The organism is Kineococcus xinjiangensis, assembly GCF_002934625.1.
GTDB classification, from domain to species: domain Bacteria; phylum Actinomycetota; class Actinomycetes; order Actinomycetales; family Kineococcaceae; genus Kineococcus_A; species Kineococcus_A xinjiangensis.
The window spans coordinates 151,696-171,402 of record NZ_PTJD01000002.1; the positions used below are offsets into that span (position 1 = coordinate 151,696).

Genomic DNA, 19,707 nt, shown 5'->3' on the forward strand with positions numbered 1-19,707 from the left:
GCGCGTGTCAGGCGACGCAGAACTCGTTGCCCTCTGGGTCCAGCATCACGACGTGGCCCAGCTGCTGCTCGTAGCGCACCTCACGCACGGTGCTCGCGCCGATGGCGACCAGTCGCTCGACCGTGGCGTGGATGAGCTGCTCGCGCGCAGGCACGTCCCACGGAGGCTCACCGGCCACCCGCAGGTCGATGTGCATGCGGTTCTTCGCCGACTTCGCCTCCGGGACCCGCAGGAAGCTCAGGGCCGGCCCTTTGCCCTCGGGATCGATGATGGAGGCGCCGTCGGGCTCGTCGTAGCCGGGCTCGGGTTCGTAGCCCAGGGCCGTGGCCCAGAAGGCGGCCAGCCGGTGTGGGTCGGCGGCGTCGCATCCCAGCGTCCAGTGCATCCCCATGCAGCCACGCTAGCCAGGCCGGCGGCACCGCCTGGATGCCGCGCTCATCGGCGGCTGAGGACGTCCAGCGGCCGCCATGATCGCGCACTCACCGCGGCAAAGGCGCGCGTTCTGCTCCCATGATTGTTGACCTGGTTGTCGGTCAAGGATGGATGCATTGGGTGCTGCGCTGGTCAGCTCATGGATGGCGAGGCTGCGATGAGCAGGGCGATGGCGGCAAGGAGCGGCAGCCACAGCAAGGTCAGCAGCACCCTGTCCCGCCGGCGCTTCGCCCGGGTCGTGGCCGGATCTTGCAGCGGGTCCACGACCGGGTCCGCGCTGCGCACGGTGTAGGCGATGGCGCCCGCGATGAGCAGCAGGCCAGGGATGAACAAAGCCAGCGCGGGGACGTCGACGCTGACGAGCGGGCCCAGCAGCGACTGAACCACCAGGAGGCCGACGAACACCGCGACGGCGACTGCAACCCAGCCCCGTGCAGCGCCGCGGCGCTTGGCGGCCGAAGCGTCGAACGCCTGCGTGATCGCTGCGCCGACGACGGCGGGGATGATGAGGTCGGCCTCGGTCAGGGTCGCCAGCCCACCAGTCAGCAGAGCGCGCCCGCTGTCGTCCGTCCAGGCGATGCCCACCGCGCATGCGGTGAAGCCGACCCACCGCGCCAGCTTGGAGGCGCGGGAGGGTGCCGGCACGTCGGCGGTCAGGTCCGCGGCGTACTGCTGAGGTGTGCCGAAGGCTTCCGCGGGGTCCTCGCCGCTGGTGCGGAGGTGGTCCCGGATCTCGGCGAGGATCTCGCCGATGCGCCGTCCGGAGACGTCCCTCATCCGCAGCGCCACCACCAAGTCTTCGCAGTAGCGCTCGACCGTCTGAGGGGCGGCGGCGCGAGGGTCGGCACCGGGGTGGTGCTCAGGGGCGGTGGGCTTGCTCATCGGGGGTCTCCGGTAGCGACGGCGTCGGGGATCAGGGTGGTGGTCAGGGAGGCGAAGGCGTGCCATCGCTCACCGTCGTCGTGCAGTCGTGCGCGTCCTTCCGGGGTGATCGCGTACCACTTGCGGCCGGGACCGGACTCGCCCTCTCGCCAGGTGGTCACGACGGCGCCGGTCTCTTCCAGTCGCGCCAGCAAGGGGTAGAGAGTGCCGCCCTTGACGCTGCCAAGGCCGGCTTCCTGCAGGTCGGCGCTGATCCGGTAGCCGTAGGTCTCGCCACGAGCGATGACCGCGAGGACGGCAAGGTCCAACACTCCGCGCAACCACTGCGCGGGCCAGGCATCGACAGCAGTGCTTGCGGTAGGCACGAGATGATGGTGCAGCTATCTAGCTAGGAAAGCAACCTACTCACTCGAACGGGCTCGCGCGGCCCACCCCGGCATGCCGCGTCAGATGCACACCGCTCGCTCTTCGACATGGGCGGACGTCCGCTGGCCGCCCATGATCGCGCCCTCAGCGCGGCGAAGTCGGATGTTTGTGAGCTTGATGTCCTGGCTGGTCAGGGGGCGGGCCAGATCGGCTGTGCTCGGGCGGCGGCGTTGAGGAAGGGCTGGGCGTCCAGCTCGTGCACGGTCGTCTCGATGCCCTGGTCCAGCCATTGGCAGACCACCTTGAGCCGGCCCGCCGGCGGCAGCGGCCACATCCAGTAGTCCCGGTCGACCGAGCGGGAGCCACCGCCACCGCCACCGCCGTGGAGGATCGGGCGGTCCGGCTTCCGGAAGGGGGCCCCGGGACCGTCGTCAGGTTGGTCGTCCCAGGGGGAGGGGTCGACGTTGGTGACGCGGCGGCCGTCGGCCAGCTCGAAGCCCCACTTCAGCCGCCCGGCGTGCCAGTCGGGCTCCATGTCGTGGGTGTAGGGACCGTCGAAGACTTCCGCGTTCAGGTCGCGGCGCCGCACCCGTCCGCGGACCCGCACGCCCAGGTTCATGGCCAGCCCGGTGGGAAAGGCACGCAAGCCGGTCAGCATGACCACTGTGGTCTCGGAGCGGCCGAGGACCAGCTCGACCGGGACGACCCCGGGGACCACGTCTTCCGGTGCGCTCTGCCACACCGGCTGCGGCGGGCTCTCCTCCACTTCGTCCTCAGCGGGGGTGGGCGGATCGGGGAAGAAGTCCACGGGCGGTCCTCCTGGGCGCATCGACGCGGGGGTGCAGCATGCCGCACGCCATCCGCTCTTCGGCATGTGACTGCGCCGCCGACCGCCCAGGATCGCGCCCTGAGGGCGGCGTGTGCGGATGTCGACCGCGTGCTGCTTCTGGTCGTGACTAGGCGGGGAGACGCCCCTGCCGGGGCGAGTGGTCGTTGGTGTCGAGGTCGTACCGGCGCTTGCTGAGCGTGGAGAGCCTGCTCTCACCCCCTTCGGTGAGGAAGACGAGGTCAACGCCACCGTTGAGCACGTGAATCCCTTCCGCGTCGTCGTCGAGGACGAGGCGGGGCTCGGCATGGCAGGTGAGCCCCGCCGCCGCCAAGGCGGTCAGCATCTCTGTGCGAGACAGCAAGCTGGGCTGGGTAGACGTGGCCCAGCCGGTCAGTGCGGTGGGCAAGGTCAGCTCTTCGCCCCAGGTCGGGATGGTGAAGGCGATCACCATGCCGTGGCAGATGAGGACTTCCAGGTCGTCCCAGTAGTGCAACCGGGGCCGCCAGCGGCGAGGTCGGGTCTGTCTCTGGCGGTCATGAGCGGGTCCCAGGATCTGCTCCAAAGGCTGCAGCGGCATGCCGCAGACCAGTGGGCCCAGGTGACCGCTGCGGCTGACCTGCAGGAGCAGGCTGAGCAGCGGTCTGGCCTCGACGACGCTCGGTCGGTAGGGCGTGGAGTCCGTCGTCACGCCTCTAGTGTCCACACCCCAATCGCTCGCTCATCGGCATGTGACTGCGCCGCCGACCGCCCAGGATCGCGCACTCAGCGCGGCAGAGGCGGACGTTCGTCGTGCGGATCTTGGCGCCACCCGACTCCAGTCACGAGCCTTCATCGGCGCCCCTAACGGGCCCGCCTGGGCACACTGATGCTCATGGCTGAGGCGGTGCGTAGTCCCTCAACTCTCGGCGTCGACATCGGCGGTGTCATCGTCGCTAGGGCCGACCACGACGATGACACCTCCTTCTTCGGGTCGCGCCCCTTGCAGACGCCGGCAGTCCCCGGAGCGCTGGAGGCTCTGGCTCATCTCCACTCAGGCCCCTTCTGCGGCCGGGTGCACTTGGTCTCCAAGGCCTCGGCCCGCATCGAAGCCGTCACCCGCGCCTGGCTCGCCCACCACCACTTCTTCGACCGCACGGGCATCGACGCGTCCCACCTGCACTTCGTACGGGAGCGGCGGGACAAGGCGCAGGTGTGCGAACGGCTGGGCGTCACCCACTTCGTCGACGACCGCCTCGACGTTCTCGCGCTCCTGGAGACCGTCGATCACCGCTACTGGTTCACCGGAGGCCTGCCTGACTCGGCCACCTCCCCGCCCCCGCCTGCTCAGGTGAGCCGCATCGTCGCCTGGAGCGAGGCGCACGACCTCTTCCAGGGTCCCGCCACTCACCCCACGCCGGGCTGAGCGGACATCCGCAGATCGACATGATCGCGCCCGCACGGCGTCATGGTCGGATGTTGGGTCGCCGCTTGGGGGCGGCGGACGTGGCACGCTGCGCAATGTGCAGCGTGGTGAAGATCAGCGGACTGGCCAGGAGCAGCCCTCGGTGATCCAAGGGGAGGCGTCGGACCGCTGCCTCTTCTGCCGGATCATCGCCGGTGACATCCCGGCTTCGATAGTCGTGCAGGACACCCATGTGGTCGCCTTCATGGACATCGAGCCGGTCAACCCCGGACACGTCATGGTCGTCCCCCGACGGCACTGCCTCGGCGTCTCGGACATGCCCGAGGACGTCGGCCTGCAGCTGTGGTCTACCGCGCACCGCCTCGCCGGAGTCATGCGCAGCGCCTTTCCCGAGACCCAGGGAATCAACCTGCTGCTTTCTGAGGGCGAGGCGGCAGATCAGAGCGTGCCCCACGCTCACCTGCACGTCATCCCCCGCAGGGCCGGCGACCCGCTACGCATCAGCGCCGCCCCCGCAGCGCCGGAACCGCGTGACCACCTCGACCAGGCAGCGCGCCAGCTCCAGGCCCACCTCCGCCCCGACTCCTGAGGCGGGGCGACACCCTCCACCCCCATGACCGCGCCCGCAGCGCGGCGAAGTCGGATGTTCGTAAGCCTCGCTCCGTGGGGCTGAGTGCCAGCATGGGGTGATGGCGTGGTGGCGGCTGAGGAGGAGGCGACAGGAGCCCGAGCCGGCCGTCGAGGAGGCACCAACGCCGTCGGGGCCGCCGGCGGATCCGCTGGATCTGCTGCCCGAGCAGCAGCGCCCGGCCGGGGGACTCGGTGTGCAACTGCAGGCCGGTGACCTCGTGCGGCCGACGCTGGAGGAGCCTCATGCGCCGGTGCTGTGGCTGAGCCGTGGCCCGGCCGAGGCCGGCGCTTGGGCGGCGCTGCGCACGCAGCACCCCCGGACCGGGCTGTGGCCGCTACTGCTGCACGGCCTGGGCAGCGGGGAGCACGAGCAGCGCCCGTGGGCGGTGGGTGAGCTGAACCCGCCCGCGGAGTACTCCGTCCCGGGGGAGCACTCAGCAGAGGCGGTGCTGGCCGAGTGGTGGCGCTGGCACGACTGGGAGGACCCCGACTTCCTCGACGACGCGGCCCCCTACGGCCCGACCTGGCCGGGCCTGGCGCCTGAACTGCCGTTGCGCGAGGACCCCGACCAGGCCGCCGACGCCCACGCCGAGGAGCTGCTGGTGAGCCCGGAGCCGAGGCCACGGCTGGGCTTGGTGGCCGCGGCCCGAGGAGCGGACGCCCTCACCGCAGTCGGCTGGAACGGGCCGGGGCAGTTCGAGTGGGACACCGGCAAGCTCTCGTCGGTGGTGCGCTCGTGGGAGGACCGCTTCGGTGCCCGGGTCGTCGGAGTCGGCTTCGCCAGCCTCCACCTCAGCGTCGCCGCACCGCCGCGGACCTGGGAGGAGGCGATGGCGATCGCGGCCGAGCACGTGACGGCCAACCAGGAGCACACGCTGATGCGGCCCTACGCGCCCGACCTCATCGGCGCCGCCTCCTGGCGCCTGTGGTGGGACTAGCGCAGCTCCTCCACACCACAGAACACATCCTCAAATCGACATGAGCGGAAGATCATCTAGCCCTCGCCGAGATCCGCAGGACGGGCTCTAGGCCGAACGGGTGATGATCAGTGCAACACTGACGGCCATGGCCTCTCTACCCCACGTTCACCGTCTGGTCACCCGACCGGCATCCGCCGTCGGGCACGGACGCTGGGAGGTGCGCCTCACCCTGGTCGCTGCCGTGGCCAGCACGGCGATCGCGGTGCTCCTGAGCGCCGTGATCCAGTCGAACCCGGCGTACTTCACGGCGGCGGTGCGCGATGTCCTCGCCGTCGCGCGCTCCGGTGACCAGCTGCCCTTCTTCACCGGTTACGTCACCTTCGCCGGGTGCGTGGGGTGGATCGCCGCGGCCGCGGCCGCGGTCCTGGCCGGCTGGGTCGCCCTGCGGCGCGGGTCGCGGCGAGCGGGTGGGCTGCTGCTGGGCGTGGGCGGGCTGTCGGCGATCCTCGCGGCGGACGACCTCTTCATGCTGCACGACGGCCCCCTGGGTGGGCAGATCCCCGAGCAGGCGATCATGGGGACCTGGGTGGTGCTGGCGGGCGTGTGGGCCCTCACCTTCCGGCGCGAGCTGCTCGCCGACCGGACCCTGCCGCTGCTGGCGCTGGCCGGCGTGTGGTTCGCGCACTCGTTCCTGGCGGACGCCGTGCCCGCGGTGGGGGCGATGTGGCTGCACGAGGAGTCGACGAAGTTCGCGGCGATCCTCTGCTGGTTCCTGTGGGTCTGGCTGCGCTCGGTGCGGACCCTGCTCCCCGCGACGGTCGACGTGCGCGACGCGGGCGCGCCGGCCGTGGATCGCCGGAGGCAGGACGTGCTGAGCTGACCGTTCGACACCGCGCGCCGGACCGGGCGGGGGCCGACTCGTAGGAGTCGGCCCCCGCCCGGTCTCGTCGGGCCGTCGGACGGCGCCCGGTCCCGTCGGGCCGTCGGACGGCGCCCGGTCCCGTCGGGCCGTCAGACGGTGACGGGCTCCTCCGCGCGCCGGACCACGAGGCCCTGCGCACCGGCGACGTGCGCCTTCGACAGGTCGATCCCGTCGGCGGAGCCGTCGGTGAGCTCCAGCGCGCCGGGCTGGACGTCCACCTCGACGGTGTCGCCGTCGCGGACCTCGCCGGACAGGATCGCCCTGGCGAGGCGGTCGCCGATCTCCCGCTGCACGAGGCGGCGCAGCGGCCGCGCCCCGTAGGCGGGGTCGTAGCCGGTGAGCGCCAGCCAGTCCTTGGCGGCGTCGGTGACCCGCAGGGTGAGCCGCCGGTCGGCCAGCCGCCTCGCCAGCCGCTCGACCTGCAGCTCCACGATCCGCGACAGCTCCTGCGTCGACAGCGGGTCGAAGACGACCACGTCGTCGAGGCGGTTGAGGAACTCGGGCTTGAACGACGCCCGCACCGCCGCCATCACGGCCTCGTGCTTCTGCTCCCGCGTCAGCCCGGGCTCGACGAGGAACTGCGAGCCGAGGTTGGAGGTCAGCACCAGGATCGCGTTGCGGAAGTCCACGGTGCGGCCCTGCCCGTCGGTGAGCCGGCCGTCGTCGAGGACCTGCAGGAGGATGTCGAAGACCTCCGGATGGGCCTTCTCCACCTCGTCCAGCAGGACCACCGAGTACGGCCTGCGGCGCACGGCCTCGGTGAGCTGACCGCCCTCCTCGTAGCCGACGTAGCCGGGGGGCGCGCCGACGAGACGGGCGACGGCGTGCTTCTCGGAGTACTCGCTCATGTCGATGCGGACCATGGCGCGCTCGTCGTCGAAGAGGAAGTCCGCCAGGGACTTCGCCAGCTCCGTCTTGCCGACGCCGGTCGGCCCGAGGAACAGGAACGAGCCGGTGGGGCGGTCGGGGTCGTTGACGCCGGCCCGGGAGCGGCGCACCGCGTCGGAGACGGCGCCCACGGCCCGGTGCTGCCCGATGAGGCGGGAGCCGAGGACGTCCTCCATGTGCAGGAGCTTCTCGGTCTCCCCTTCGAGGAGGCGCCCGGCGGGGATGCCGGTCCAGCCCGCGACGACGTCGGCGATGTCGTCGGGGCCGACCTCGTCGGCGACCATCGGCTTGTGCGTGCCGCCGGAGGACTCGGCGGCCTGCGCGGCGGCGAGGTCGGCCTCCAGGGCGGGGATGCGCCCGTAGAGGATCTCGCTGGCGCGGCCGAGGTCGCCCTCGCGCTGGAGCCGCTCCGCCTGGGAGCGCAGCTCGTCGATCTGCTGCTTCAGCTCGCCGACGCGGTTGAGCCCGGCCTTCTCCTGCTCCCAGCGGACGGTGAGGGCGGCGAGCTGCTCCTGCTTGTCGGCGAGGGTGGCGCGCAGCGCCTCCAGCCGGTCGCGGGAGGCGTCGTCGCCCTCCTTCTCCAGGGCGAGCTCCTCCATGAGGAGCCGGTCCACGGCCCGGCGCAGCTCGTCGATCTCGATGGGCGAGGAGTCGATCTCCATGCGCAGGCGGGAGGCGGCCTCGTCGACGAGGTCGATGGCCTTGTCCGGGAGCTGGCGGCCGCTGATGTAGCGGTCGGACAGCGCCGCGGCGGCGACGAGGGCGGAGTCGGCGATGGCGACCTTGTGGTGCGCCTCGTACCGCTCCTTGAGCCCGCGCAGGATGGCGATGGTGTCGGCCACGCTCGGCTCGCCCACGTAGACCTGCTGGAAGCGGCGCTCCAGGGCGGGGTCCTTCTCGATGCGCTCGCGGTACTCGTCGAGGGTGGTGGCGCCGACGAGGCGGAGCTGGCCGCGGGCGAGCATGGGCTTGAGCATGTTGCCGGCGTCCATGGAGCCCTCGGCGGCACCGGCGCCGACGACGGTGTGGAGTTCGTCGATGAAGGTGACGATCTGGCCCTCGCTGCGCTGGATCTCGGCGAGGACGGCCTTGAGGCGCTCCTCAAACTCACCGCGGTACTTCGCGCCGGCGACCATGGCGGCCAGGTCGAGGGAGATGAGCCGCTTGTCCCGCAGCGACTCCGGCACGTCGCCGGCGACGATGCGCTGCGCGAGGCCCTCGACGACGGCGGTCTTGCCGACGCCGGGCTCGCCGATGAGGACGGGGTTGTTCTTGGTGCGCCGGGACAGCACCTGCACGACGCGGCGGATCTCGGAGTCGCGGCCGATGACCGGGTCGAGGTGACCCTCGCGGGCGGCCGCGGTGAGGTCGACGCCGTACTTCTCCAGCGCCTGGTAGGCGCCCTCAGGGTCGGGCGAGGTGACCTTGGCGCCGCCGCGGACGGACGGCAGGGCGTCGAGGAGCGCGTCGCGGGTGGCGCCGACGGCGCGCAGGGCCTCGCCCGCGGCGGAGGTGCCCGCGGCGGCGGCGAGGAGGAGGTGCTCGGTGGAGACGTAGGCGTCGTCGAGCGAGCGGGCCTCGTCGCCGGCGGCCTGCATGAGCTGCAGGGCGGGACGGGACAGCTGCGGCTGGGCGACGCTAGAGCCGGAGGCGCTGGGCAGCGAGGCGAGGGCGCCCTTGACGCGGTTGAGCACGGTGCGGCGGTCGGTGCCGAGCTTGTCGAGCAGGACGCCCGCGACGCCGTTCTCCTGCTCCAGGAGCGCGGCGAGGACGTGCAGGGGCTCGACCATGGGGTGACCGCCGTTGGTGGCGCGGCTGACGGCGTCGGAGAGCGCCTCCTGGGCGCGGGTGGTGAGCTTCAGGTCCACGGGTGCTCCCTCCTGTGGTGTGGTGTGGACGGCTGCCCGGTACAACGCACCAGAGTTGAGTTTGTTCCGCTCAACCTGTGCGTCAGGGCCGCTCCACGCCTCGGGGCGGGGACGTCGCACCGGCAACACGACGCGCGTCGCCGGTGCGACGTCCCCGCGCCGCCCCTACCCGAGGACCCACTGCTGGTTGGCGGCCCCGATGCACGTCCAGACCAGCACCCGCGCCCCGTTGGCGGTGCCGGAACCCTCCACGTCGAGGCACATGCCGGTGTGGGCGGAGGCGATGGTGCCGTCGGCGCGGACGTCCCACTTCTGGTTCACGCGGCCGTTGCACCGGTAGGTGCCGACGACGGCCCCGGGGGCCGTGCGCGCCTTGAGCACGTCGAGGCACCTGTCGCCGTAGACGCGGATCTCCCGCGCCGCCGTGCGGGTGAAGCGCTGGTTCACCGCGCCGCTGCAGTCCCAGATCTGCAGGGGGATCGAGTCCCCGCGCTGGGCGCCGGGGACGTCGAGGCAGCGGCCGGACTGCTTCCCGCGGACGGCGCCCGGGAACGGGGCCGGGGTCGGGGCGGGGGCGGGTGCGCCGACGTCGACGGAGTACGCGGTGGTGTCCAGCCGCCCGGCGCCGGTGAAGACCTCGGCGCCCGCCTGCACGCTGGTGAGGTACTTCGACTCGTCGAGCCAGCCGCGCGCCTCGAGGACGTCCAGCGCGTCGTCGAGGTCGAGGGACACCGAGCCGGTGTTGCTGGTGCGGACGAAGGAGTAGACGTTCCAGCCGATGTTGCCCCGGTGGAGGTCCCACGTCGCGCCGCCGAACTCGACGGTGGCCTCGCGGGGGCCGATGGGGGCGGCGCCTCCGCTGCGGTGGGTCCAGACCATCACCTCGTCGGTGGGCTGGTTCTGCCACGTGGGGTCGGCCACGTCGTGCAGCCAGAGGTCGTAGGCCACGTTCATGGCGCCCGGGGTGCTCTCGGTGACGGAGTACTGCCAGCGGGTGTCGATCGGCCGTTCGTCGGAGAGCTGCACGGGAAGGCCGCTGCCGGGGACCTTCGTGCCCCAGTGCCAGCCCATGACGGCGCTGGCGTAGGACTTCACCGCAGTGGGACCGCCCGACCAGTTCCAGCTCGTGCTCCACGAGATCGTCGATCCCGTGACGGAGCCGCTGGTGAGGCACTGCGACCCGCTGCCGGCGTCGGCGCCCCAGAGGTTGTTGTTCAGCCAGTACTTGCCGAACGGGGTGACCGAGCCGTAGCGCTCGCAGACCGTGTCGGCGCTGGCCGGAGCCGCCGAGACCACCAGGCCGGAGGCGGCGAGCGCGACGGCTGCCAGCGCACTGCCGACGTCGCGGCGTCGCGTCCGGGTCGGCGCGTCGGTGGGCACGTCGGTGGGCACGTCGGTGGGCACGTCGGTGGGCACGTCGGTGGGCACGGAACCTCCCCGCGGCGGCGGGGTGCCACCGGTCGAACTCCTCCCCGACGACGGGGGTGGCGGACTCGGCCGAGCGCCACGGGAACGGGAACCTAGGTGATCATGCGTGACGGGGTCAACACGGAGCGGCGTCAGGACCCACCTGCGCACCCACCTCCCGAGGGCCGGGCCGCCTCAGCCGCTGCGGGGCGACATGTAGGGCGCCACCGCCGAGGCGTCGCCCATCGAGCTGCGCTGGATCACGGCGAAGCTGCCGTCGGCCTGCAGCACGACCGCGGCGACGTCGTCGAGGCTGCCCAAGCCGTTCTCCCGGGCGGCGGAGTGGACGTCCGACTCGAGGAAGCGGTGCCGCCTCATCGCGGGCTCGACGAACTCCCCGTCGTGGAAGAGCAGGACGGGGCCGGTGTCGACGAGCCGACGGAAGCCGGAGGAGCGCCGACGCAGCGCCGCGAAGGCCCACTGCAGCGCCACCAGCAGGGTCAGTGCGAGCAGCGCCACGACGAGGGGGACCTCGGTGGCGGTGAGGACCCGCCCGTAGGCCGATCCGAGCGTGACCGTCAGCACGAAGTCGAACGGCGTCATCTTCGCCAGGTTGCGCGGGCCGGTGACGCGCAGGACGCCCACCAGCCAGACGTAGCCCAGGGTCCCGACCACCAGCAGCCGGACGACGGGGTCCCAGCCGCCCCACCACAACTCGTCCACAGCGCCCCTCCTCTCGTGCGGCGACCCGCTGGTCGCCCGCGCCGACCCTCCCAGCCCGGGGCGCGCCCGGCGCGGGGACGACCGCACCGGCCCGGGGCGCGGCGCGGCCGGACGCTCCCGCGTCCGCGCCCCGGGCGCCGGCTCCTGCGATGCTTCGGGGGTGTCCGCACGCGAGCTCGTCGTCCTCGGCACCGCCAGCCAGGCCCCCACGCGCACGCGCAACCACAACGGGTACCTGCTGCGCTGGGACGGCGACGCCGTGCTGTTCGACCCCGGCGAGGGCACCCAGCGCCAGGTGGTGCACGCCGGGGTGTCCGTGACCCGGGTCGGACGCATCTGCGTCACCCACGCCCACAACGACCACTGCCTCGGCCTGCCCGGCGTGCTGGCCCGCATGCACCTCGAGGGCGTCACCCGGCGGGTCCCCGTGCACGGGCCGGCCGCCGCCACCGACCACCTGCGCGCCCTCGTCGGCGTCGCGGCGGTGGACCTCGACGTGGAGGTGCTCCCCTGCGACCCGCCCCCAGGCGGTGACGTGGAGGTCGCGGTCGTGGGCGGCGCCCGGCTCGCCGCCCGCTACCTCGACCACCGCGTCCCCGCGGTCGGCTACCGCCTCGACGAGCCGCAGCGGCGCGGCTTCGTCCCGGAGCTGCTCGCCGCCGCCGGCATCAGCGGACCGGAGGTGAAGCTGCTCGCCGAGCGCGGGGAGCTGCGCGGGGTGCGGGCCGACGACGTCTCCGAGCGCCGCCGCGGCCAGTCCTTCGCCTTCGTCATGGACACCCGGCTCTGCCCCGCCGTGGCGGAGCTGGCCCGCGACGCGGACATGCTGGTCTGCGAGTCGACGTTCCTCGACCGCGACGCCGACCTGGCGCAGCGCTACGCCCACATGACCGCCCGGGAGGCCGCCACGGTGGCCGCCACGGCCGGGGTGCGCCGCCTCGTCCTGACGCACTTCTCCCAGCGCTACACCGATCCGGCGGAGTTCCTGGCCGAGGCCACCCGGGCGGTGGCCGACGCCGGCGGGCACACCGAGGTGGTCGTCGCCGGCGACCTGGACGTCGTCGAGGTGCCGCCGCGGCGCTGAACCGCGCGGCGCGCGCGTCACCTGAACGGGTGAGTCGGCCGCCACCACGGCGGGAGACCCCGCGGAAGACGGCCTAACCTGTGGGTTCGACTGCGGATCGAGGAGTTCACCCTGCCTGCCGACCGGCCGAGACCGAGGACCCGAACCCTGCGGACGGCGTTCGCGACCGCACTGCTCACCCTGAGCGCCACGGCGTTCGCGGCCTGCTCCGACAGCGCCACACCCCGCGGGGAACCCCCCGAGGCGCCGCGGCTCCACGTCGACCCCGAGGGCCCCGCCGCCGCCCAGCTGCGCGCGTGGAACGCGGCCGGCGAGAAGGAGAAGGCGTTCTGGCTGCGGCAGATCGCGGAGCAGCCCGTCGCGACGTGGTTCGGTGACCCCCACGCCGACCCGCGGCCTGCCGCGGCGGAGCTCACCGCGGCCGCGGCCGCCCGGAACCGGACCGCCCTCCTCGTCGCTTACAACATCCCCGGACGCGACTGCAACCTGCACTCCGCCGGCGGACTCGCCACCCACGAGGAGTACCTGGACTGGGTGCGCCGCCTCGCCGACGGGATCGGGGAGGCGGACGCCATCGTCGTCCTCGAGCCGGACGCGGTCCCCCACGCCCTGGAGGGTTGCCTGGAGGGTTCCCACCACACCGCGGAGCAGCGCTACGCCGCGCTGCGGGAGGCGACGGGGATCCTCAAGCGCAACCCCGCGACCCGCGTCTACCTCGACGCGGGCAACGCCGGCTGGATCGACGACCTCGACGCCCTCGCCGCCGCGCTGCGCGCCTCGGGCCTCGAGGAGGCCGACGGCTTCGCGCTGAACGTGTCGAACTTCAAGACGACGGAGTCGAGCGCCAGCTACGGACGGGCCCTGTCCGACCGCACCGGCGGTGCGCACTTCGTCATCGACACCAGCCGCAACGGTGCCGGCCCGGCGGAACCCGACGGCAGCGGGACGGAGTGGTGCAACCCCCCGGGCCGGCACCTCGGGGCCGAGCCCACCCTGGCCACGGGCGACCCGCGCATCGACGCCTACCTCTGGGTCAAGCAGCCGGGCGACTCCGACGGGTCCTGCCGGCCGGGCGAGCCCACCGCCGGGGCCTGGTGGCCCGAGTACGCGCTGGACCTCGTGATGAACACCCGCATGGGGCACCCCTACACCGGCCATCCCTGACCCGGCGCCCACCGCCGCAGCCGCCTCGCGCCGGAGCCCTCCGGCGCGGGCGGCGGGCCGGCACCGCCGGGGACGCGAACGCCCCGGTCCCCCTCGCGCGAGGGGGACCGGGGCGTTCGTGCCGGCGGGTCCTCAGGAACCGGACACGTGGACCCAGCGGGCACGGGAGGGGACCCCGTGGGAGTCCGTGACGAAGAACATGTACCAGCCGTCCGGGGCGATGCCCGCAGCGGCGGGCACCTCGACGCTCAGCTCGCCGCCGGAGACGGTGAAGTCGAGGGCGACGGTGCGCTGCTCGAGGTCGGTCGCGTGGGTGACCGCGCTGGGACGCATGAGCTTCGCCGAGGCGACGTCCCCCGCGCCGCCCAGCTCGAACGTCGCCCGCCCGCCGCGCACCAGCTCCTCGTCGCCGTCCACCACGACGGGCTGCTCGCCCTGGAACAGGTACGGCGGCGAGTAGATCTCGAGGCGCTGCTCGAACGTCCCGTCGATGGTGTTGCGGGCGTCGGCGAACAGCGGGTCGGAACCCAGCACGACGACGCGTCCGTCCGGCAGCAGCAGCGCCTCGCTGTGGTAGTTCCGCGCCGTGCGGGGCGGGGCCGCGGGGCTCAGGGTGCCGGTCCGCGCGTCGTACAGGCTCGCCACCAGGTTGTCGCTGTCGCCCTTGCCGCGGTAGTCCGAGGACCCGCCCGAGATGAGGGTGGTGTCGTCGGGGAGGTTCACGACGTGCGGGTAGCGCGTCGGCGCCTGCAGGTCCGGGCCGTCGACGTAGCGGGGTTCGGGGGCGTCGAGGTCGATCGTCGCGGTGCGCGTGGTGGACCGCGGGGACTCCCCGACCCCGCCGCCACCGACGACCATGACCCGCTGCTCCTGGACGGGCGGGAGCATGATGGACCCGCTGGTCTCGAGGAGGTCGGCGTCGCTGGGGCCGGGGACGGTCGTGAACGAGTTGTCGGTCAGGTCCCAGAAACCCGGGCGGCGGCCCTCGTCGGCGGGCCCGTACCCGGAGTTGGAGCCGGAGTAGAAGAGGCGGCCGTCGGCGGCGGGGAACAGCCACGGGTAGGTGGGGAAGTAGCGCGTCAGGTCGATGCGCTCGCCCCACGTCATGGTCTTCGGGTCGAAGACCTCCGTCTGGCCCTCGAGGATCCGGCCGGTGCCGTCCAGGCCGGACGACGCAAGCACGGTGCCGTCGGCCAGGGGGACGAGGCTGGGGTACCAGCGCTCGTAGGCCATGTCCTCGACGCGCTCGTAGCGCTCGGTGTCCGGGTCGAAGACGTAGGTGTGCCGGGTGCCCTGGAAGTCCTGCTTGTCCAGGGTCATGTCCTCCGCCATGCCGTAGATGTTGCGGGCGTCGGAACCCTCCAGGCCCTCGACGGTGAACTGCCCCGGCTTCTCCGTCACGGACTCCTCGCCGGCCTCCAGGGCCTCCGCCCAGACGACGACCTCGCTGGCGGTCACCGTCGCCCCGCCGTGGAACTCCACCTTCGTGGCGGGCGGGAGCGTGAACTCGCTGGTGGCCTGGTACGCCTTGCCGTTGGGACCGGTGAAGCGGGTGCCCTTGGGGAAGGTCCGGACCATCGCGTCCGGGTCCTCGTTGCGCACGCTCACCGCACCGGCGGCGCGGACGACGTCGTCACCGAGGAGCTCGTACCGCTGCGTTCCCCCGGCCACGAGGAGGCGGCCGTCGGGCAGGAAGGCGTGGCCGGCGCAGAACATGTCCGCCGGGGTGGGGATCTCGGTGAACCGGTCGGTGGCGGGGTCCCACAGGATGCTGCGGAAGGTCCCGGCGTCGAAGCTCTCCTCGTCGTTGCCCGACCCGGCGATGACGAGGACCTTCCCGGTCTTCAGCAGCGCGGCGTGGATGGCGTTGACCCGGTACTCCTCGGGCAGCTCCATCGTCGACCAGGACCCGCGCTCGGCCTTGTACTCGGGCGTGCGGACCTGCCACTCGTGGTAGCCGTACCGGGCGCCACCGATGGCGGGTCCGGCGTTGAGCGCGACGACGCCGGCCGCGAGGGCGAGGGCGACCGCGGCGCGGCGGGGGTGGCGGGTCAAGCGTCGGGCGAACCTCACGATGCGGCCCTCTCGAGCGTCGGGACGGAGTGCAGGGGTTCCCTCAGGTCGGCGACGCGGTTCGCGCGCTGCTCCCGGCGGCTGAGGAGGATGGGGGCCGACAGGATGACGAGGGACATCACCGGCCACAGCAGGCTGGCGGGGGCGGCGTGGCCGTTGAGGGCGCTGACGACGATGGCCACCGCGAACCAGCCCATCCAGAACAGGTGCAGGCGGAAGGCGAACAGGCCGTCGGCGTTGGAGGCACTGCCCTTGGGGGTGACGGCGAACTTCGCGGGGAGCCGCAGCAGCGTCTTGAGGAAGGCGCCGGCGTAGACGGGCGTCGCGAAGATCGACATGAGCATCCCCGAGAAGCCGAACGACCCCTCGCGCTCGAACGGGCTGACGTTGTACCGGCGGTTGGAGAAGTAGATCCACATCTGGAACAGCGTCGCGTCGACGTAGAGGGCGATCCAGACGTGCGCCGGAACCACGAGCCCACCGGCGCCCAGGACGGCGTAGAGCATGACGCTGACGGCGCCGAGCAGCCACGCGATCGCCATGGAGGGGTAGAAGGTCGTGATCAGGGCGTAGTGCAGCAGGTGCCCCGCGGGCAGGCGCCAGGCCTTGCGCCACATGTCGTTGCGCAGCACCTCGAACGTGCCGCGCGACCACCGGTCCTGCTGGCTGAAGAAGTCGCCCCACGTCATCGGGCCCTCACCCACCGCGAGGACGTCGGGCGTGTAGACGGAGGACCAGCGCTTCCCGGTGGCGGGGTTGCGCCGGGTGTGGAACTCCAGCCCCGTCGCCATGTCCTCGGTGACGGAGTCCTGCAGGCCGCCGATGGAGCGCAGCGCCGAGAGGCGGAAGGCGTTGTTGGTGCCCACGAGCATCGCCGCGCCGTAGCGGTTGGCGGCGCGCTGGATGACGGAGTGGAAGGGGAACTGCTGGCTCTCGGCGCCCATCGGCACGAAGCCGTCACCGGCGTTGCCGTAGTCCTGCGGGCCGACGACGTAGGCGACGTCGGGGTCGCGGAACGGGCCGAGGATCCGCTCGGCGTAGTTCGGCTCGGGCTGGTGGTCGGTGTCGACCGACATCAGCACGTCGTAGCGCTCGTAGCCGACGGCGTCGAGCCACGCGTTGTAGTTGCCGTGCTTGCTGCGCGCCTTGAACGTCCCGCTGGGCTGGTTGTAGCGCTCGATGCCGTGGCGGGAGAAGTGGTGCACCCCGAGGCGCTCGCAGAGGCGGCGGACCCCCTCGTCGTCGCCCTCGTCGAGGACCCAGACGTCGATGCCGAGACCGCTGGGGTCGCGCACCTCGCAGATCCTGGCGAGGGTGCCCTCCAGCATCTCCAGCGGCTCCTTGCCGGGGACGAAGCTGGTGGCGAAGGCCAGCCGGGTGCCGCGCTCGGGCTCCACGAGCACCGGGTCGCAGGCGATGACCGAGGCGACGGACAGGGAGATGACGTTCACGAGGCGCAGGGTCTCCACCACCGCGATCGAGGCGATGACGAGCACGTTCGCGACGAGGTGCAGGGTGTCGGTGAGGTGCTGCGGGTAGTGGCTGGGCCAGAGCAGCCACACGGCGAACGCCAGCTCGAAGGTGATGTTCACCGCCGCCAGCAGGATGGTGCGGCCGAGGCGGCCGTGGCGGTGGGGGACGTTGCGCCAGCGGGGCACGAACCGGCCCCGGGCCTGCACGGGCGCGACGACGGGTCCGGCGATGACCGAGTGGGGAGCGGGCACCGCCCCGGCGTCCACGGGCGACGGCAGGAGCCGCAGCCCCTGGGCGCGGGTCGGGTCCTCGTGGATCAGCGTCATGGGCGGAACTGCTCCTCGTGCTGGGTGCGCCTCCCGCTCCTGCCGTGCGCCTCGCGGGGCACGGCTCGAGCGGGAGTGGGCAGAGCCCGGCCGAGGCCGGGAGCACGCGACCGGTCGCTGCGATCGGTTGCGCGTCTGCCCACGGCGGCATCGACGTGACTTCGGCCACCCGGCGCCCGGTGTCCCGGCCGAGGCGCCCCCAGTCCTGGGGTGCGTCGACGGGAGTCCTTCGTGGGCGCGCGACAGCGGCGGGGCCGGCGTCGGGGGTGGGTGCCGGCACACTCGCGCCGGCAGTGCACAACCTAGCGCCGCTTCGGGACCTCCCCCGAACGTGGTGCTCCGGTCGGGTGAGCACGTCACGTCGGCGGTGACGCTGCGTTGCCCTGCCTCACCCGTTCGGCCCAGCCAGCTACTTTCTGCCGGTGCCTCATCACTCTGGTCCGACGAGCAGCCTCAAGGCTCCCCGCCCACGTGTCGAGGGACGGGCATGTTGAGAACTTCGAAGCGAGCGGCCGTCCTGGCCGGCGTCTGCGCACTGGCCTCCGGCACCCTCGTGGCGGCCTCCGGGGCGATGACGGCGGCCGCCGCCGCCCCGCCCCTGCAGGGCGAGGCGATGAGCCTGCCCATGGGCTCCGGCCGGACCGTCGCCGACGTCGCGGCGTCCGGTGGCGCCGCGCTCCTGATCTGGAGCAACGCGACCGCCACCGGCAGCGCCACCGCCGACGTGCCGGCCGGACGGCTGGTCGTCCGGGCGAGGGGTGAGCAGTGCTCGGGTGCGCCGGCCCTCCGGGTCAGCGTGGACGGCCAGGTGGTCGGCACCGCAGCGGTGCCCACCACGGGCTGGCAGGACCACGCCTTCACCGGCCAGTGGGCCGCGGGCGCCCACCGCATCGAGGTGGCCTTCACCAACGACTTCCGCTCCTCCACCTGCGACCGCAACCTGCTGGTCGACCAGGTGCGCTTCGAGGCCGCGGCGGCAGAGGCGGTGTCCCAGCAGGCGGAGGCGATGTCGCTGCCGAGCGGGTCCGGCCAGTCCTTCGCCGACTCCTCCGCCGCCGGGGGCCGGGGGCTGCTGATCTGGTCCAACGCCACGGCGTCCGCGACCCTGACCGCCCCCGCGGGCACCGTGCGCCTGCGCGTGCGCAGCGACGACTGCCAGGGCTCGGCCCAGGTCACCGTCGGCGTGGACGGGCGCGCCGTGTCCACCCAGAGCGTGGGGTCGACGACGTGGCGCGACCTCGACGTGGTGGGGGCGTGGCCGGGCGGCACCCGGCGCCTGGACGTCTCCTTCGCCAACGACGTCCGCACCTCCACCTGCGACCGCAACCTGCGCGTCGACGCGGTCAGCGTCCTGCCCGCCACCACCCCGACCCCGACCCCGACGCCGACCCCGACGCCGACGCCGACCCCGACGCCCGTGCCGGAGCCGGTGAGCGGGAACCCGTTCGCCGGGGCCCGCGGCTACGTCGACCCCGCCTCCTCCGCCCGCCGCGCCGCCGACGCCCGCCGCTCCTGGGACCCGGCCGGGGCCGCCGCCCTGGACAAGATCGCCTCCGGGCCGAGCGCCACCTGGTTCGGGGACTGGATCCCGGCCTCGACCCTCGCCTCCCAGGTCTCCGCCCGGGTCGGGACCGAGACGAGCGCCGGCGCCCTGCCCGTGCTGGTGGCCTACGCCATCCCCCACCGCGACTGCGGCCTCTACTCCGCAGGCGGAGTGGCCGACGCAGGCGCCTACCGCGAGTGGATCCGCCAGCTCGCCGCAGGCATCGCAGGCCGCAGGGCCGTCGTCGTCCTGGAGCCCGACGCCCTGGCGCAGATGCAGGACTGCCTCTCCCCCGCCGACCAGCAGGCGCGCATGGCCCTGCTCGCCGAGGCCGTGGGCATCCTCGCCGCCAGCCCCGCCACCGCCGTCTACCTCGACGCGGGCGGACCGGGCTGGATCGCCGCCGACGTGATGGCCGCGCGCCTGCGCAGCGCGGGCGTGACCCAGGCCCGCGGGTTCTCCCTCAACGTGAGCAACTTCGCCACCGACGCCTCCACCCTCGCCTACGGCGAGGACCTGTCCACCCGCCTCGGCAGCAAGACCTTCCTCGTCGACACCTCCCGCAACGGCCGCGGCCCCGGCGACACCTGGTGCAACCCCACCGGCCGCGGCCTCGGACAACGCTTCACCACCGCCACCGGCAGCGCCCGCGCCGACGCCTTCACCTGGATCAAGCGCCCCGGCGAGTCCGACGGCACCTGCAACGGCGGACCCACCGCCGGCACCTTCTGGACCGACTACGCCATCGGCCTCGGCCAACGCGCCTCCTTCTGAT

General features: G+C 73.0%; 17 protein-coding genes. 7 read left to right on the forward strand and 10 right to left on the reverse strand.

Translation table 11 applies throughout. The features are described 5' to 3' along the window. Positions 1 to 7: 7 nt before the first annotated feature. The 5 genes from CLV92_RS20850 to CLV92_RS03630 all read right to left on the reverse strand — a co-directional run bounded on the left by CLV92_RS20850 (position 8) and on the right by CLV92_RS03630 (position 3,197). The gene (locus CLV92_RS20850) at positions 8 to 391 is read right to left on the reverse strand and encodes a VOC family protein (RefSeq protein WP_146099400.1); all 384 of its coding nucleotides are present in this window, start codon (positions 389 to 391) and stop codon (positions 8 to 10) included. Between the two features lie 173 nt (positions 392 to 564). Beyond that, positions 565 to 1,314: a hypothetical protein gene (locus CLV92_RS03615; protein ID WP_104431438.1), complete on the reverse strand. Its 750-nt coding sequence runs from the start codon at positions 1,312 to 1,314 to the stop codon at positions 565 to 567. Then, positions 1,311 to 1,679, reverse strand: coding sequence for a PadR family transcriptional regulator (locus tag CLV92_RS03620; RefSeq protein WP_104431439.1), 369 nt, complete (start codon positions 1,677 to 1,679; stop codon positions 1,311 to 1,313). The genes CLV92_RS03615 and CLV92_RS03620 overlap by 4 nt, the downstream gene beginning before the upstream one ends. A gap of 191 nt (positions 1,680 to 1,870) precedes the next feature. Then, positions 1,871 to 2,488, reverse strand: a complete 618-nt coding sequence (locus CLV92_RS03625) for a hypothetical protein (RefSeq protein ID WP_104431440.1) — start codon at positions 2,486 to 2,488, stop codon at positions 1,871 to 1,873. A gap of 148 nt (positions 2,489 to 2,636) precedes the next feature. Then, on the reverse strand, positions 2,637 to 3,197 hold the full coding sequence (locus CLV92_RS03630; protein WP_104431441.1) for a hypothetical protein: 561 nt from the start codon (positions 3,195 to 3,197) through the stop codon (positions 2,637 to 2,639). Between the two features lie 183 nt (positions 3,198 to 3,380). On the opposite strand from CLV92_RS03630, the gene CLV92_RS03635 reads away from it, so the two are divergent. The 4 genes from CLV92_RS03635 to CLV92_RS03650 all read left to right on the forward strand — a co-directional run bounded on the left by CLV92_RS03635 (position 3,381) and on the right by CLV92_RS03650 (position 6,341). Beyond that, entirely contained in the window at positions 3,381 to 3,911 is a 531-nt protein-coding gene (locus CLV92_RS03635) for a hypothetical protein (RefSeq protein WP_104431654.1), read from the forward strand. Between the two features lie 142 nt (positions 3,912 to 4,053). Then, a complete protein-coding gene (locus CLV92_RS03640; RefSeq protein WP_158257117.1) occupies positions 4,054 to 4,500 on the forward strand; it encodes an HIT family protein in 447 nt (148 codons plus the stop codon). A gap of 100 nt (positions 4,501 to 4,600) precedes the next feature. Continuing rightward, positions 4,601 to 5,479, forward strand: coding sequence for a DUF4253 domain-containing protein (locus CLV92_RS03645; RefSeq protein WP_104431443.1), 879 nt, complete (start codon positions 4,601 to 4,603; stop codon positions 5,477 to 5,479). 199 nt (positions 5,480 to 5,678) lie between these two features. Next, positions 5,679 to 6,341 (forward strand): hypothetical protein, encoded by a 663-nt coding sequence (locus CLV92_RS03650; RefSeq protein WP_104431444.1) that lies wholly within the window; start codon positions 5,679 to 5,681, stop codon positions 6,339 to 6,341. A 131-nt stretch (positions 6,342 to 6,472) separates the two neighbouring features. Here CLV92_RS03650 and clpB read toward each other — a convergent pair whose 3' ends face one another. The 3 genes from clpB to CLV92_RS03665 form a co-directional block, all read right to left on the reverse strand. Continuing rightward, on the reverse strand, positions 6,473 to 9,139 hold the full coding sequence (gene clpB / locus CLV92_RS03655; RefSeq protein ID WP_104431445.1) for an ATP-dependent chaperone ClpB: 2,667 nt from the start codon (positions 9,137 to 9,139) through the stop codon (positions 6,473 to 6,475). 165 nt (positions 9,140 to 9,304) lie between these two features. After that, positions 9,305 to 10,567 (reverse strand): lectin, encoded by a 1,263-nt coding sequence (locus CLV92_RS03660; protein ID WP_104431446.1) that lies wholly within the window; start codon positions 10,565 to 10,567, stop codon positions 9,305 to 9,307. A 174-nt stretch (positions 10,568 to 10,741) separates the two neighbouring features. Next, a complete protein-coding gene (locus CLV92_RS03665) occupies positions 10,742 to 11,269 on the reverse strand; it encodes a DUF421 domain-containing protein (protein ID WP_104431447.1) in 528 nt (175 codons plus the stop codon). A gap of 160 nt (positions 11,270 to 11,429) precedes the next feature. Here CLV92_RS03665 and CLV92_RS03670 point away from each other — a divergent pair, with 160 nt between their 5' ends. Together CLV92_RS03670 and CLV92_RS03675 are read left to right on the forward strand one after the other, a co-directional pair. Beyond that, positions 11,430 to 12,353 (forward strand): MBL fold metallo-hydrolase, encoded by a 924-nt coding sequence (locus CLV92_RS03670; RefSeq protein WP_104431448.1) that lies wholly within the window; start codon positions 11,430 to 11,432, stop codon positions 12,351 to 12,353. 288 nt (positions 12,354 to 12,641) lie between these two features. After that, positions 12,642 to 13,517, forward strand: a complete 876-nt coding sequence (locus CLV92_RS03675) for a glycoside hydrolase family 6 protein (protein ID WP_281256895.1) — start codon at positions 12,642 to 12,644, stop codon at positions 13,515 to 13,517. Positions 13,518 to 13,649: 132 nt separating this feature from the next. Here CLV92_RS03675 and glxA read toward each other — a convergent pair whose 3' ends face one another. After that, positions 13,650 to 15,572: a radical copper oxidase GlxA gene (gene glxA, locus CLV92_RS03680; protein WP_104431450.1), complete on the reverse strand. Its 1,923-nt coding sequence runs from the start codon at positions 15,570 to 15,572 to the stop codon at positions 13,650 to 13,652. 14 nt (positions 15,573 to 15,586) lie between these two features. Continuing rightward, positions 15,587 to 17,389 carry a glycosyltransferase family 2 protein gene (locus CLV92_RS03685; RefSeq protein ID WP_104431451.1) on the reverse strand — a complete coding sequence of 601 codons (1,803 nt, stop codon included), beginning with the start codon at positions 17,387 to 17,389 and terminating at the stop codon, positions 15,587 to 15,589. Between the two features lie 487 nt (positions 17,390 to 17,876). On the opposite strand from CLV92_RS03685, the gene CLV92_RS03690 reads away from it, so the two are divergent. Next, the gene (locus CLV92_RS03690; RefSeq protein WP_146099402.1) at positions 17,877 to 19,706 is read left to right on the forward strand and encodes a glycoside hydrolase family 6 protein; all 1,830 of its coding nucleotides are present in this window, start codon (positions 17,877 to 17,879) and stop codon (positions 19,704 to 19,706) included. Position 19,707: the final 1 nt, after the last annotated feature.

What these genes read in the sequence shown, in the direction of transcription:
- CLV92_RS03690 (WP_146099402.1), top strand. Translation starts at nt 17,877, where the DNA reads ATGTTGAGAACTTCGAAGCGAGCGGCCGTCCTGGCCGGCGTCTGCGCA.
- CLV92_RS20850 (WP_146099400.1), bottom strand. Translation starts at nt 391, where the DNA reads ATGGGGATGCACTGGACGCTGGGATGCGACGCCGCCGACCCACACCGG.
- CLV92_RS03645 (WP_104431443.1), top strand. Translation starts at nt 4,601, where the DNA reads ATGGCGTGGTGGCGGCTGAGGAGGAGGCGACAGGAGCCCGAGCCGGCC.
- CLV92_RS03635 (WP_104431654.1), top strand. Translation starts at nt 3,381, where the DNA reads ATGGCTGAGGCGGTGCGTAGTCCCTCAACTCTCGGCGTCGACATCGGC.
- CLV92_RS03615 (WP_104431438.1), bottom strand. Translation starts at nt 1,314, where the DNA reads ATGAGCAAGCCCACCGCCCCTGAGCACCACCCCGGTGCCGACCCTCGC.
- CLV92_RS03685 (WP_104431451.1), bottom strand. Translation starts at nt 17,389, where the DNA reads ATGACGCTGATCCACGAGGACCCGACCCGCGCCCAGGGGCTGCGGCTC.